Raw genomic sequence first — 14,866 nt, 5'->3', positions numbered from 1 at the left:
CGCAAGGGAATGCGCGAGGGAGCTAGTTGCTAGTTACCATTCAAGCAATCATTTCGATATCTGTTGGATAGGACTGTTCACTGTAATATAGTATGGCGATCTAAGAAAGAGATAAAGTGTTGTTCATCAATCTTTCTAAAGCAATGCGAAGGCGATCGCGACTATTAAAGCCATCTAACTTCTCTACTAATTCGCCATTGTCAAATAGCATGATAGTCGGCAAGCTTTTCAGGCGATAGAAATTGGCTAATTTGAAATTTTCGTCAGCATTAATAGCAACTAATTTAACTACTCGATCACTGTCTCCCTGAATTCTTTCTAGCATTGGCTTAATTAGTTTACACAAACCGCACCAAGGAGTCCAAAAATGTACCAAAACAGGATGTGAAGCCTCTAAAACCTCCTGTTGAAAATTGGTTTCATTAACTACGGATGGCATAAGTTTATAACGGGTTTTAAAACTTGACTCGATCTACTTGGAGCTATGCTACATCTAATTGGGATCGTCTAAAAAGGCAATTATGAACAATTTTGGCAATTACTTACTTACCAATCTGAATTCATTGATAAATAATAGCTAAGAGTATTTTATGACTGGGTTTGAGCGTAGACAAAATTGGTAAAACTACCTTCATTGAGTTTGTCCCAAGCATAAATGCGATCGCGAAACTGTTTCCATGGTTCATATACAGCTTTAAAGTCAGCATCTTTAGCTGCAAAATCATCGTATAGAGCAAAAGCAGCTTTTTCTGCGGTTTGAAGAATCTCTTGAGCATAAGGACGAAGTTGAGTACCGCTACTCACAAGACGTTGCAAAGCTTCATTATTACGAGCCTCATAACGGGCTAGCATGATAGCATTAGCTTCATAAGCGGCAGCTTTAATCGCCTCTTGGTATGGAGGAGGTAATTTATTCCACTCATTCAAATTGATTTGAACTTCCAGGGTTGCACCTGGTTCCCACCAACCAGGATAATAGTAGAACTTAGCAATTTTATTCAAACCTAGTTTTTCATCATCATAGGGACCTACCCATTCAGTAGCATCGATCGCACCTGTCTGAAGTGCCTGAAAAATTTCGCCACCGCCCAAATTTTGCACGGTTACGCCTAATTTAGACATTATCTGGCCTCCCAAACCAGGAATTCGCATCTTTAGTCCTTTTAGATCTTTGAGGGAAGAAATTTCTTGACGAAACCAGCCTCCCATTTGCGTACCTGCATTACCAGCTGGAAATTGAATTAAATTAAATTTTTGGGCATAAATTGCCTGTAATTGTTTTAATCCACCCCCTTGATATAACCAGGCATTTTGCTGTTGAGCGGTAAAACCAAAGGGAACTGTTGTACCAAAAGCTAAAACAGGACTTTTGCCAATGTAGTAGTAAGCTGCGGTATGTCCGCATTGCACAGCCCCTTGAGAAACTACGTCTAAAACTTCTAAAGGTGGAGCAATTTCTCCCGCAGCGCGAGGTGTGATGGTAAACTTCCCGCCAGTTAGTGCAGCTACCCGCTCGGATAATATTTGCGCCCCACCAAAGATGGTATCGAGAGAAGGAGGCCAACTAGTTGCCATTTGCCATTGAACGGTTGGTAAGTTAGCAGTATCAATTTTAGTTCCAGCAGATTGGTTATTTTGAGCTTGACAGCCAACAACTAAAGCAAATCCAGTTGTAGCCATTGTTCCACGAGAGAGAAATTTGACTAGAGATCGACGCTGCATAAAAAATTCCCGCTCTTTAAGAAGACAACATATTTATAACATCATGACATTATAGGGTCTTAAATCTTTTCAGTATGAATAGATTTGTGTCAATATGAGCCGATCAAGATTAAAAACGGAGAGTTGTGGATTGTTCGGTAGAATAAGTTATTTAATAAATCTTGTTTTTAATGAAAATCAGTTTAAAGCAGATGCGATCGCTGTTAAAAATATCTGGAATTATTGACCGATTTACCGAAAAACTAGGATTTGTGATTGATTGGTTAGTGGTGTTAACTGTCAGTATTGGTTTTTATAACGTCATGGCTCGTTATTTAGGGAAAATTGTGGGTATCAAATTATCGTCTAATGCTTTAATCGAATTACAGTGGTATTTATTTTCAATTTTGTTTTTAGTTGGCTTTGCTTATATCCTCAAGCACGGCGATAATGTGCGAGTTGATTTTCTCTATACGAATTTCAATCAAAAACAGCGAGCGGTTATCGATTTTTTAGGTACAGTATTGTTTCTAATTCCTTTTTGCGCGATCGGTATTTGGGTAACATTCAATCCAGTGCTGCAATCTTGGGGACGTTTACCCGATGGCAGTTGGGGAACTTGGGAAATTTCCGCCGATGCTAATGGCTTGCCCCGCGCGCCAATTAAAACGATGCTCATCCTAGGTTTAGGCTTATTGTTGTTGCAAAGTATTTCTCAAGCAATTAAATATCTGGCTATTTTGTCTGGTTATGAGCAAGTATTGGCACAGATTGGCTTAGAAACTTCCGAACATATTAATATTGAATAGGAGAAAACAATGGGCTTTGAATGGTTGGCGATTTTGATGTTTGTCGGCTTTTTCTTAATTTTAATCAGTGGCTATCCCGTTGCCTTTTCCTTTGCTGGTACTGCTATTGTTTTTGGCTTAATTGGCATTGGTGTTGGTGCTTTTGACATCTACCGACTTTTGTTATTACCAAATGTCTGGTTCGGCATCATGTCTAATTTTACCCTGCTGGCAATTCCTTATTTCGTCTTTCTCGGTGCAGTATTAGAAAAATCTGGTTTAGCAGAAGAATTACTAGAAACTATTGGACTGATTTTAGGCAAATTAAGAGGTGGACTTGCTTTGGCAGTAATTTTGGTAGGAACTATTTTGGCGGCAGCTACAGGAGTTGTCGCTGCTACGGTAATTGTCATGGGAATGCTCTCTCTACCCGTAATGCTGCGCTATGGTTATGATAAACAAGTGGCTGCGGGAGTAATTATCGCTTCTGGAACCTTGGCCCAGTTAATTCCTCCAAGTTTGGTATTAGTCATTCTCAGCGATCAAATTGGGGTTTCGGTCGGAGATTTGTTTTTAGGGGCGTTAATTCCTGGTTTAATGCTGTCTGGCTCTTATATGGTGTATATTTTGGTCTTGGCAATTTTTCAACCGCAAAAAGTCCCCGCTTTACCACTTGATTCAAATCTTCAAGGCAAAGATTTGGGAAAAAAAGTAATTAAAGCTGTCATTCCCCCACTATTATTGATTTTTGCTGTTTTAGGCAGTATTTTTTTTGGTTTGGCTACTCCCACCGAAGCAGGAGCAGTAGGAGCAGTAGGAGCTTGTTTATTGGCAGCTTTAAATAAGCGTTTTACAGCTAAATTAATTCGTGATTCGGCTCATTCTACGGCTGTAATTACGGCTTTGGTAATGATGATTTTAATCTGTTCTTCTTTATTTAGTTTGGTATTTGATGCTCTTGGGGGCAAAATTTGGATTACAGGAATTTTAACTAATTTGCCTGGAGGCTATTTAGGATTTTTAATTGTTAGCAATATAGGAATTTTTATTTTAGGCGTATTTCTAGAATTTATTGAAATTTGTTTTATTGCAATCCCTTTATTTGTTCCAGCAGCACAAGCTTTAGGAATTGATCTAGTTTGGTTTGGTGTGGTGATGGCAGTTAATCTACAAACTGCTTTTATTTCTCCTCCTGTAGGATTTTCGCTGTTCTATTTACAAAGTGTCGCCCCCGAAGAGGTTAACACCTTAGACATTCACCGCAGCGCAATTCCTTTTATGGTTTTACAATTTATTGTGTTACTCATTGTAATTATTTTTCCGCAGACAGTGCTTTGGTTGGTAGATTTTTCGGCTACTAGTTCAATCTAAACAGATTAATGAGTGGGTAAAATCAGCCACCAAACAAATTTGTATTCTTACCAATAAGCCCTAGAAATTATCTGCATTAACCAGGGATGCCCCCACCAAACCAGCAGTACAAAAGCCGTAACTCCTATATAAGCAGGGCGAAGATATTCTTGCCACTTCAGGGTTTGACGACCATCAATTACCGCCAAAAAAGGAATCACCGAAGTTCTGGCTTTTACCACCTCAAAAGCTTCCCCATATTTCTTTGCCAAACGGCGATCGCCATGCCAGACAGCAAATAGATGGTGAGCAATTAAGCCGATGGATGTGACGATAGTAAAAGTTGTTCCTAGCCATAGTGTATGTGCCACACACCAAATTACCTGTCCTACCATCTGCGGATGGCGAGTGATGCGAATGATTCCTGTTTCAAATAGATACACTTGAGGCTTTTGGACGGCAGCAATTTCGAGGAGGTTAAAAGTAGCAGGATAAAGGAACAAAAAAGAAATAAAAGACAGTATCCACACCGTAGACCGAACTCCTGGTATTCCCTGCACGTGCCATAATTGCAGCCCGTCATAGCGATGATTAAAGAAATAAATAATTAAAATGGTGGCAAAAGGAATACTTACCAAAGCAAAAAATACTCGATAGAGCCTAGCACCAATCTTACTCTCAGCCCAAGGACGTAAAGCAGCCAAACCACTATGGGCGATCGCAAAACCCAATAGCAAAGCTACCATAATCAAGTGACTTTTTGTCAGCCAGCTAATATTAGACATAGAGATAATTATATAGGTATTATTTATCAATAGCGATAGTAGCAATAATTAAAAGCTAATTAAATACCCCACTCATGCTACTGTGCAGATATAAGAACACGAAAATTATTAAAGGTTCAGCACTATTAATAATACGTTTAAATAAGACACTCATTGTCAAAAAATTTTAATAAAACCGTTACTGGAATTTTATGTCAGATATTCCTTTTACCCTAGATCAACTCCGTATACTCAAGGCAATCTCTACTGAGGGAAGCTTTAAACGGGCTGCTGACAGTCTTTATGTTTCTCAACCTGCTGTCAGTCTTCAAGTACAAAACTTAGAGAAACAGTTAAATGTACCTTTATTTGATCGTGGTGGACGCAGAGCGCAGTTGACCGAGGCAGGACATTTGTTACTTAGCTACGGAGAACGAGTAATATCTTTGTGTCAAGAAACCTGTCGAGCAATTGAAGATTTACAAAACCTTCAGGGTGGTACTTTAATTGTCGGCGCATCTCAGACTACAGGTACATATTTAATCCCGCGCATGATTGGCTTATTCCGCCAAAAATATTCTGATGTTTCGGTACAGCTTCAGGTACATTCTACCCGTCGCACTTCCTGGGCGGTAGCTAATGGTCAGGTAGACTTGGCAATTATTGGTGGGGAAGTCCCCACAGAATTAAGAGAAGTATTAAACGTTATTCCTTATGCAGATGACGAATTTGCTTTGATTTTGCCTCCCTCTCACATTTTGGCTCAAGAAGCAGCGATTTACAAAGAAGACCTGTATAAGCTTAACTTTATTAGTCTAGATTCTCAATCTACGATTCGCAAGGTGATCGATCAGGTACTTACCCGCTATGGAATTGACCCCAAACGACTCAAAATCGAGATGGAGTTAAATTCTATCGAAGCCATAAAAAATGCCGTCCAGTCGGGCTTAGGTTCAGCTTTTGTTTCAACTACGGCGATCGAGAAAGAGCTAGAAATGGGAATTTTACACCAAGCCAAAATCAAAGAGGTGGATATCGGACGTACTTTAGCAGTAATTGTTAATCCTAATCGTTATTGTTCTAAGGCAGCAGAAGCATTTAGTAAAGAAATATTACCGATGTTTGCTACTAGGGAAGAATTTAAAACTTTAGATACTTTATATCAGCACACTGTTAGTCTAAAATAAATTGATGATTCAGGCGATAAGCCTACGGCATGGCTGAGTCTTACGACTTGCTTGGCAACCGCTACGCGATTGTGTTTAACTCTCTTTAAACATTTTAGCGATTTAGAAATGACAAAAGTACAATAAGTTCATAACTGCTGCCGAGATTGTATGGAAATTATATGTACTCGTCCTGGTTGTCCTAACCCACTTAATTTATTTGGAGATCTAGACAACGAAGCCAAAATTAGAACCGTGCAGCAAAGGTATTGTTCTACCTGCGGTATGCCTTTACTTTTAGCCGATCGCTATATTCCCTCTAAACTACTTGGTCAAGGCGGTTTTGGAGCAGCATTTCTAGCACGCGATCGCTATAAGCCAAAAATGCCTCAGTGTGTGGTCAAGCTATTTCAACCTTCGAGGAATCTTGATGCTCACAAATTGGCGATCGCTCAAAAGTTATTTGAGAGAGAAGCAGTAGTTTTAGAGGAGTTGGGGCGAAAACATAGCCAAATCCCCGATTTATATGCTTTTTTTACACCTATAGTCAATAATTCTCGCGGCACTGGGTCAGAACAGTATTTTTATCTAGCTCAAGAATTTATTGATGGGGATGATCTAGAAACTGAACTAAAGAGAAAAGGAAAATTTAGCGAGGCAGAAGTTACGGTAGTATTGGCAGAAATCTTGAAGGTCTTACAGTTCATTCACGATCACAACACTATCCATCGAGATATCAAGCCTTCTAATATTATGCGTAACCAGGAAGGAAGACTATATCTTCTTGATTTTGGTGCCGTCAAACAAATAGCAGCGGGAGGAGGTAAGCCGCAAAAATCTACAGGCATTTATTCAGAGGGTTTTGCTCCTCCAGAACAAACATCTGGCTCGCAAGTATATCCCTCTACGGATATCTATGCGTTGGCAGTTACCTGTATTACTCTTTTGACAGGAAAGCCCGCAGAAGAACTTTATGATTCATTTAACCGCAGTTGGCATTGGCAAAGTTATGCTCCTAAAATTAGCGATCGCTTAGCTGATACTCTCAACAAAATGCTATTGCCAACTCCCGCTCAACGTTTTCAATCAGCATCAGCAGCTTTGGCTGCCCTAGCGGTTAATCCACCTTCCCCAGCTTCTAATTCGCGTAGGGGAAACGCCCCTACGTTATCTGCAAAAAATTCAAGCAAAAATGTTCCGCCCAACTCGCCAATTATATCGACGATCTCTATCTCTCCCAGCCCTTCTAGTACCCCTATTTCTACTGCTAAATCGATCTCTCCAACACCTGCTGTTCCCTCTTCTCCACCAATCCAAAGAACTAAACGCAGCTTTTCTCTGGTAGAGGTTTTGGGTAGTGCAGCTTTTACAGGCTTTGAAGGAGCTTTATTTTATATAGGTTTGACTAGTGCTTTATCGATTTCAGGCGTTAGTTTGGGTATTTTTGGCATGATTATGGGAGGCTTGGTTTTTGCCCTTAACCGTCGCATTATTGAAAAAATTGACCTGCTGATTTTCGCCAGCATTACAGTCGCCTTAATTTATTTCTTTTCAGGTTTTCAAGGCGCGTTGGGCATTCAATCGGTACTTATTATTGCTGCCATGTCTGCTGCTGGGGCGATCGCTATAACAGCATTTTTCAGACTAATCCATCAATTACTATCTCATTTTCTATAACACTTCCGCATCTATTGTACGTTATACATAAAATAACCAACGCCAAATTATCCTTCAGATTGAGCAGTTTTGATTACGGGTAGATGACTAAGAGGTACCGCAAAAGTTACCGTAGATCCTAAGCCTTCTCCCATACTGTAAAAAGAAATATTGCCCCCCATTGCTTCTACTAGTTTTTGAGAAATAGCCAAACCTAAGCCAGTTCCACCATAGGATTTAGTACGAGAACCATCTACCTGATAGAAGTTTTCAAACAGCTTATTTTGCTTTTCTAGAGAAACTCCTATACCTGTATCAGCAACGCTAATTTTGGCCATACCCGGAAATTCTTGACCATGCAAGACAACTTTTTTATTATTTACTTCAGCACTGATCACAACACCACCTTCTCTAGTAAATTTAATCGCATTACCTACTAGATTTAGCATGACCTGAAGCAACCGCTGGTAGTTACCACAAAGAACTACAGGGGTAAGGGTAGCAGGAGATTTTATTTGCAAATAAAGATTTTTTTGCTCTGCTTGAGTATGAATTAAATTTTCTACATTCTGCAAAAGTTCTTTTAATTCAATTTCAGACAATTCTAGATCCATTTTGCCCGCTTCAATTTTGGCAATATCAAGAATGTCATTAATTAAATTGAGCAGATGAATCGAAGACCTATAGGCTTCTTCAATAAACTCCCGTTGCTCTTCAGGATTATCCGCCATTCCCTCTAATAGCAATTTGAGAAAACCTATAATGCCGTTGAGGGGGGTACGTAACTCATGGGAAGTATTAGCCAAAAAATCGCTTTTAAGACGGTTGGCTTCTTCAGCTTGGATGCTTGCCTGCTCTACTTCACGGTAAAGTTTAGCCAAAGATACTGCTGCTTCTACCTGTTCAGTAATCTCTTTTAACATTTCCATTTCTGCGGTTGTCCAATGACGATAGCGATCGCATTGTTGCAGACAGATTAAAACTCGATCCTCATCATTAGGATTACTAGACATTACTAAACAAGATTTGCGCTGCAACACATCTTGTTGCCTAAAATCTACGGTCAGGGGATAGTTAGACTCTAATGCCTGCTGGAGATAAATTTCCTTATGCCAATCAATTTGATATTCTGTAATGGATTTATATTCTGCCTGATAATATTCAGCAGCCACAGATAATTGAGTAATATCATTTTGATTAGTCAAGATTAGGCAGCGACTAGCAGCAAAAGTTGAGCCTATGTTATTAACTGTTTGTTGATAAATAGTTTCTAAATTTAAACTGCGACGGATTTGGGTAACAACCTGATTTAACAGTTTTTGATAGCTATAAATAGCTGCTGGGATTTCATCAGGGGCAAAAGAAAACATTTCTGCTTCTAAGAGCAAATGTCCCATCACCAAAACGGCTTTTGATTTCCCCACGGCAGGAAGTATGGGACTAATCACCAGTTCAAAAGAATATGAGCTTTCTGCACACTGAAACAGACAACAGCATTGTTCTGGTAGACGACGTTTAATTACTCGTTGAATTTTCTCCAGGTAAGCTTGGGGATCGACAGGACTGAAAATTTGATTTTCTAAACTAGGATGATTGCTAAAATCTTGTAGAAGCTGATTACTTAATCCATGTTTTTCCGCTTTTGCCCACCAAAAAGAAAGATAATTACCAGCAACATCTTGAGTAAAAACCAATTCTGCTCCCAACTGCTGCCATTTTATCTCATTGGCTGACATAGTAAACTTACTGTTCGAGAATTCTGGGTCAAATCTTGGGAACATGGGCAAGAAATTTCAACTTGAATAAAGCTTCAACGGAAAAATTGGGCTTCATCCTGAAACTATAACCTATAGATATCTGAGGTAGTGATCGGCTTGAGCAAGCTATAAGCGTCTCTTCGCTTGCTCTAACTATTTATAGTTGGTACAATTTTATTTCTCATCTTTCATCTCTTCAATCATTCCATTCCCCTTGAGGTGGGACAGGGGGATTGCGCTGAAAAGTACGAGTTAAGTCCGTTTCACCATCTCTTTCTCCATTAAGCCATTGCTTAATAGCTGTTTCAATTACTCTATTCGGATTATTGGTAAGATGCTTAATCTGCTCTAAAACTTCTGGATCTAGATCGATAGATACTCGGATCCTGTCTGAAGTTATTGTCTCGCGAGCAGAATTAGCCTCTCGTGGGGAAATACCAGATTGCTCTGATGTGGGCAAATCATCATTCATGAATTTTATACATTGGTTTATTGTCATTTTACCTGTTGAATCAAAACTTCAGCACAAAACAGACTAAACTTTAGGTAAATCCGTAATCCGATTAGAAAATAGGTAAAAATGAACATTACAATAGAGTTGTGATTCTGCTGCTGTTTTAGTAGGCAAAAACGCGCATCTATCAATAACAATACTAACTTTTAAAGATTATTAATCTAATAAATTTTTATGACTGACGTTCCCGTCTCTCGTATTCGTAACTTTTCAATTATTGCTCATATCGATCACGGAAAGTCTACCCTTGCAGATCGAATGTTGCAGGATACTGGTACTGTGGCAAAAAGACAGATGAAAGAACAATTTCTCGACAACATGGATTTAGAACGAGAGCGAGGAATAACCATCAAGCTACAGGCAGCCAGGATGAATTACACTGCTAAAGATGGGCAAAAATATGTTTTAAATCTGATTGATACTCCTGGTCACGTAGATTTTACCTATGAGGTATCTCGTTCTCTAGCAGCTTGTGAAGGGGCATTATTAGTTGTAGACGCTTCTCAAGGAGTCGAAGCACAAACTTTAGCCAACGTCTATTTAGCCTTAGAAAACGACCTAGAAATTATTCCTGTACTCAACAAAATTGACTTGCCAGGTGCAGAACCAGAAAGAGTTGCCGAAGAAATTGAAGAGGTAGTGGGTTTAGACTGCACCGATATCATCCAAGCTTCTGCCAAAATAGGTTTAGGAGTCGATGCCATTTTAGAATCAATCGTTCAAAAAGTCCCACCACCACAAGATACAATAGACCAACCTCTGCGCGCTTTAATTTTTGATAGCTACTATGATGCTTATCGTGGGGTAATAGTTTATTTCCGCGTCATGGACGGCAAAGTCAAAAAAGGTGACTTAGTTCGTCTTATGGCATCAGAAAAAGAATATGTAATTGATGAACTTGGTGTTCTTTCTCCTACTCAGGTAGAAGTAGACGAGCTTCATGCAGGGGAAGTAGGTTATTTTGCTGCTGCTATTAAAGCGGTAGGAGATGCCCGTGTTGGTGATACTATTACGCTAGTTGAAGAGATGGCAGCCAAACCTTTGCCTGGCTACACCGAAGCCAAACCAATGGTTTTCTGTGGCTTGTTTCCCACAGACTCCGATCAGTATCCAGATTTGAGAGAAGCTTTAGAGAAGCTTAAGCTCAATGATGCTGCTCTTTCCTATGAACCAGAAACTTCTAGTGCTATGGGTTTTGGTTTTCGCTGCGGTTTTTTGGGCTTACTGCACATGGAAATTGTCCAGGAAAGACTAGAGCGAGAATATGACTTAGAACTAATTACCACTGCTCCATCGGTCATTTATCGCGTTACGACGATAGAAGGAGAAGTAATAGAGATAGACAACCCCAGCCTTTTACCAGATCCTCAACAGCGAGAAAAAATTGAAGAACCTTATATCAAGGTAGAAATTATTACTCCTGAAAACTATGTTGGTACTTTGATGGATTTATGTCAAACTAGACGGGGGATATTCAAGGATATGAAATATTTTGCCCAAAATCGCACTTGTGTAGTCTATGAACTACCTTTGGCTGAGGTGGTAACAGACTTTTTCGATCAAATGAAGTCAAGAACAAAGGGTTATGCCAGCATGGAATATCAAATGTTGGGCTATCGCGCCGATCATTTGGTTAAGCTGGATATTTTGGTAAATAAAGATCCTGTAGACGCTTTGTCTACTATTGTTCATCGAGATAAAGCTTACTATGTTGGTCGAGCATTAACCGAAAAACTTAAAGAGTTAATTCCTCGTCATCAGTTCAAAGTGCCTATTCAAGCATCTATTGGCGCAAAGGTAATTGCCAGTGAACATATTCCTGCTTTGCGTAAAGATGTTTTAGCTAAATGTTATGGCGGGGATATTTCTCGTAAGAAAAAACTGCTGCAAAAACAAGCTAAGGGTAAAAAGCGCATGAAAGCTATTGGTACGGTAGATGTACCTCAAGAAGCTTTTATGGCAGTTTTGAAATTAGGCAAGGAGTAATCTGTAGTCAGAGAGTAATTAAGAAGCGCGATCGCTTTTTATTCACGGACATAATTTTACTTCAAACACAATATTTTTGAGTGTCGGGTTAAAGTTAAATCTAACCCGACATCATTGCTGAAAATTGATTTTTTACCAGATATAATTGGTTTTTGATTAATTAGGAGAAACTAAAATGAATAAGAGATTACTTACTGCTCTTGGTTGTTCTGGCTCTGTAGCTTTAACTTTGCTTTCGGCTAACTCTGCCAGTGCTAAAGAGTATGTTTTTTCTGCCCCTGAAACAGATAGCGAGGTTGCCAATATTCCCGAAAGAAAAACTGACTATCCTTTTGCAGACTGTAGCTGTGATAACTATGATCCTGAAACCGCAGCCAAACTCGATCGCGAAGGAGATAAGGCAATTCAACTATACGGTTGTGACTGTGCTGGCTGTAGAAATTTAGTTCGTAATCTCGCGTCTAATAGTAAGTAATAAATAACAATCCTAGTGCTGCTACGATTGGTTGAAAAAACAATTTCTAAGGATCGCAAGGCAACAAAGCAATCAACTGCTCCTTAGAAATTTATCTTCCCAAGGTCAACTCTTCTTTCTTGCCTAAAATCCCCTGAGGTCGCCAAATCATTAGGATCATGAGAATTAAGCCAATTACCATGACGCGAAATGCCCCTTCTTCTGAGCTATTAAACCAGCCCAGTTTAGGTAAGTAAAACCTAGTCAGAGCATCATAAGCCCAGAAGATAATCGCTCCTAAAATTGCCCCAGGATTTTTACCTGCACCACCTAAAACTACCATCGTCCAGACATTAAAGGTCACTAAAGTTTCAAAATTACTAGGGTAGATAGTTGTAAGCTGCCAAGCATAAAATGCTCCTGCCAATCCAGCGATCGCACCACCAAGCATAAACGCCTGTAACTTATACCAAAAAACGTTTTTACCCAAAGCTGTTGCTATTTCTTCATCTTCTCTAATCGCTTTTAGCACTCGACCCCAAGGGGATTTAACCAATAGTTCTAAACCCCAATAAACCACCGCCACAGCAATTAAAACCAGCAACATTAAACCTGCTTTGTAGTTATAGTCTAATAGCGCAGCGCAACCATTGATATACACGGTCAAAATCAAACCGATACCGATTATACCCCAGGCAATTAAGCCAATTAATTTAGTTGGCTGATAGCTTTTGCCTTGAATTTCCTTTCCTTCGCGCCATTGCGATCGCAAACCACTCCATAGTTGCCAAGCAGCAAAAACTCCTAAGCAGGTCAAAATACCAATTAAAATATATTTCTGAAATAGATTAGGGTCAAAGCGATCTACAGGCAAAGGAAAACCGCGGACACCAAAAGAACCTTTAGTCAGCCACTCTTCATTGAGGGCAATTAAGCGCAGCATCTCGGAAACGCCAATCGTCACAATTGCCAGATAATCTTCCCGCAGTCTGAGGGTAGACATCCCAATTAATAATCCTAATAAGGCGGCGATCGCCATGCCGATAATGACGGCTATAATTAACGGTACACCTTGAGAACTGAGTAAAACTGTTGCATAAGCTCCCACAGTCATAAAGGCTACGTGACCAAAATTAATTAGCCCTGCGTATCCCCACTGCAAATTTAAGCCTAAGGCGAATAAGGCATACAACCCTACGTAGATTGTTAAAAAAACTAGATAACCAACCATAGAAGTTTTAAACGCTGCTAACTGCATTCTTGCAGCAGATTGTAACCGCGCAAGGCGCTCCGATGCAAGCAGGGAACGTCTGACCTGTACCATTGTTGATTATCTTGAAAATTTGATGCTGCTAGCAAATCAACTCAAAATAAGTTAACTTGATGAGACACAAAAAGCTTCTTGCACAAATCATGGTTAAATGCTTGTCTCAAAGGGTTGATTTTTGGTTCGTGCAAGAGGTTTAGGCTAACTTAAGAGTGTTGGTCAGATTTAACCTGAACGTTGGTTGGTTACCATAATGAAATTGATATGAAATTAGCTCAAACATTTCAAGCTATAGAAGAAACACAGTTTTTAAAACAATTATCATCTCAAAATCGATTGTTTTTTGTAGGCGAGACTGAGATCTTACAATATCTTCAAGAGTTTTTTCAAAAACATCAGCAGGTTGATAACAACTATTACTATGATCTATCTATTGGGAACTTAGATGACATATTTGCTCAAAAAACTGAAGTAGATAAATATCAAGCAATTATTGTGGCATCTTTTAAAGATGAAGCTGCTTTGTTTGAGCGAGTAAAGCAAAAAGCTATTGAACTCAAAATAAAGGTAACTCCATTACGACTTTTTGCAGATGTCTTTATCAACCTCATTTGCAAAAGACAGCTATTACAACCTTCATCTGAACAGATTATTAAGCCTAAAGTAACTTACGCAATTGTAACAACCCCTCGCTCTGGTTCAACCTATTTTTGTGAGCTACTAGAATCTACAGGAATTGCTGGCTATCCAGCAGAACATTTGAGGCTTGCTGCTCAACAGCTAGCGCGATACTGTGATTTTGATTATTTAAGATTGCTTGATAACTTATTACAATACCGTACTACAGATAATGGAGTTTTTGGTACTAAATTAATATCGCATTTTTTATTTGATTTTAAACAAACTAAATTTGATTTTAAGCAGATATTTAATTCTTTAAATAAATTTATTTTTTTGACTAGAAGAAATAAACTGGCACAAGCAGTATCATTGGTTTTAGCTCAACAAACCGAGATTTGGCATATTCGCGACGTTTCTAATAATATCAAATATCAATCAAAATTAAAAGATATTACTATTAATGATGCTCTACTTAACAATATCGAACAAAAAATTGATTTCATTAATCATCAAGAGGCTCGTTTAAAAAAAATATTAGCAGATAACAAAATAGAACCTTTAATATTGAGCTACGAAGATATTATCGAAGATGCTCTCTCACAAACAAATCAGGTTCTAGAATTTCTAGAAATAGAAAAGCCTCCTCATTACATAATTAACGTTAACTCTAGAATCAAAAAAATGCCTTCTGATATTTCTCAAGAAATCATAAATCTATTTCAACAAAGAAAAAATACTGTATGTTAATGTTAATCAAAAAAGCTGGTGTTGTTTCAATATTAGCGATCGCTTTATACCCTAATTAGATTCTTCTTTTATTTTATTTGGCAACCTCATTTGTT

General features: G+C 38.8%; 13 protein-coding genes. 7 read left to right on the top strand and 6 right to left on the bottom strand.

All coding sequences use genetic code 11. The features are described 5' to 3' along the window. Positions 1 to 100 precede the first annotated feature (100 nt). Positions 101 to 439, bottom strand: coding sequence for a thioredoxin family protein (locus tag SLP02_RS11475; RefSeq protein ID WP_319420788.1), 339 nt, complete (start codon positions 437 to 439; stop codon positions 101 to 103). A 149-nt stretch (positions 440 to 588) separates the two neighbouring features. Continuing rightward, entirely contained in the window at positions 589 to 1,722 is a 1,134-nt protein-coding gene (locus tag SLP02_RS11470; protein ID WP_319420787.1) for a TRAP transporter substrate-binding protein, read from the bottom strand. A 191-nt stretch (positions 1,723 to 1,913) separates the two neighbouring features. On the opposite strand from SLP02_RS11470, the gene SLP02_RS11465 reads away from it, so the two are divergent. Together SLP02_RS11465 and SLP02_RS11460 are read left to right on the top strand one after the other, a co-directional pair. Next, a complete protein-coding gene (locus SLP02_RS11465) occupies positions 1,914 to 2,510 on the top strand; it encodes a TRAP transporter small permease subunit (protein WP_413467368.1) in 597 nt (198 codons plus the stop codon). 9 nt (positions 2,511 to 2,519) lie between these two features. Beyond that, a complete protein-coding gene (locus SLP02_RS11460; protein WP_319420785.1) occupies positions 2,520 to 3,860 on the top strand; it encodes a TRAP transporter large permease in 1,341 nt (446 codons plus the stop codon). Between the two features lie 47 nt (positions 3,861 to 3,907). Here the strand turns inward: SLP02_RS11460 and SLP02_RS11455 are convergent, their stop codons facing one another. Beyond that, entirely contained in the window at positions 3,908 to 4,624 is a 717-nt protein-coding gene (locus SLP02_RS11455) for an NnrU family protein (protein WP_319420784.1), read from the bottom strand. Between the two features lie 191 nt (positions 4,625 to 4,815). Here SLP02_RS11455 and SLP02_RS11450 point away from each other — a divergent pair, with 191 nt between their 5' ends. Together SLP02_RS11450 and SLP02_RS11445 are read left to right on the top strand one after the other, a co-directional pair. Continuing rightward, complete coding sequence (locus tag SLP02_RS11450; protein WP_319420783.1) at positions 4,816 to 5,790, top strand: LysR family transcriptional regulator; 975 nt, start codon at positions 4,816 to 4,818, stop codon at positions 5,788 to 5,790. Between the two features lie 150 nt (positions 5,791 to 5,940). Then, on the top strand, positions 5,941 to 7,446 hold the full coding sequence (locus SLP02_RS11445) for a serine/threonine-protein kinase (RefSeq protein WP_319420782.1): 1,506 nt from the start codon (positions 5,941 to 5,943) through the stop codon (positions 7,444 to 7,446). 47 nt (positions 7,447 to 7,493) lie between these two features. Here the strand turns inward: SLP02_RS11445 and SLP02_RS11440 are convergent, their stop codons facing one another. Together SLP02_RS11440 and SLP02_RS11435 are read right to left on the bottom strand one after the other, a co-directional pair. Continuing rightward, on the bottom strand, positions 7,494 to 9,161 hold the full coding sequence (locus SLP02_RS11440) for a sensor histidine kinase (protein ID WP_319420781.1): 1,668 nt from the start codon (positions 9,159 to 9,161) through the stop codon (positions 7,494 to 7,496). Between the two features lie 217 nt (positions 9,162 to 9,378). Next, positions 9,379 to 9,654, bottom strand: coding sequence for a hypothetical protein (locus SLP02_RS11435; RefSeq protein WP_319420780.1), 276 nt, complete (start codon positions 9,652 to 9,654; stop codon positions 9,379 to 9,381). Between the two features lie 216 nt (positions 9,655 to 9,870). Between SLP02_RS11435 and lepA the strand changes: the two genes are divergently transcribed. Both lepA and SLP02_RS11425 read left to right on the top strand, forming a co-directional pair. Next, positions 9,871 to 11,682: a translation elongation factor 4 gene (lepA, locus tag SLP02_RS11430; protein ID WP_319420779.1), complete on the top strand. Its 1,812-nt coding sequence runs from the start codon at positions 9,871 to 9,873 to the stop codon at positions 11,680 to 11,682. A gap of 175 nt (positions 11,683 to 11,857) precedes the next feature. Further along, the gene (locus SLP02_RS11425) at positions 11,858 to 12,157 is read left to right on the top strand and encodes a hypothetical protein (RefSeq protein WP_319420778.1); all 300 of its coding nucleotides are present in this window, start codon (positions 11,858 to 11,860) and stop codon (positions 12,155 to 12,157) included. 91 nt (positions 12,158 to 12,248) lie between these two features. On the opposite strand, the gene SLP02_RS11420 is transcribed toward SLP02_RS11425, so the two are convergent. Next, positions 12,249 to 13,367 carry a branched-chain amino acid ABC transporter permease gene (locus SLP02_RS11420; protein WP_319423676.1) on the bottom strand — a complete coding sequence of 373 codons (1,119 nt, stop codon included), beginning with the start codon at positions 13,365 to 13,367 and terminating at the stop codon, positions 12,249 to 12,251. Between the two features lie 300 nt (positions 13,368 to 13,667). On the opposite strand from SLP02_RS11420, the gene SLP02_RS11415 reads away from it, so the two are divergent. Further along, positions 13,668 to 14,771, top strand: a complete 1,104-nt coding sequence (locus SLP02_RS11415) for a Stf0 family sulfotransferase (protein ID WP_319420777.1) — start codon at positions 13,668 to 13,670, stop codon at positions 14,769 to 14,771. The last annotated feature ends 95 nt before the right edge of the window (positions 14,772 to 14,866 follow it).

Source organism: Pleurocapsa sp. FMAR1 (assembly GCF_963665995.1).
GTDB lineage: Bacteria > Cyanobacteriota > Cyanobacteriia > Cyanobacteriales > Xenococcaceae > Waterburya.
Note: the sequence above shows the minus strand (reverse complement) of the source record. Positions and strands in the feature narration are given on the sequence as shown.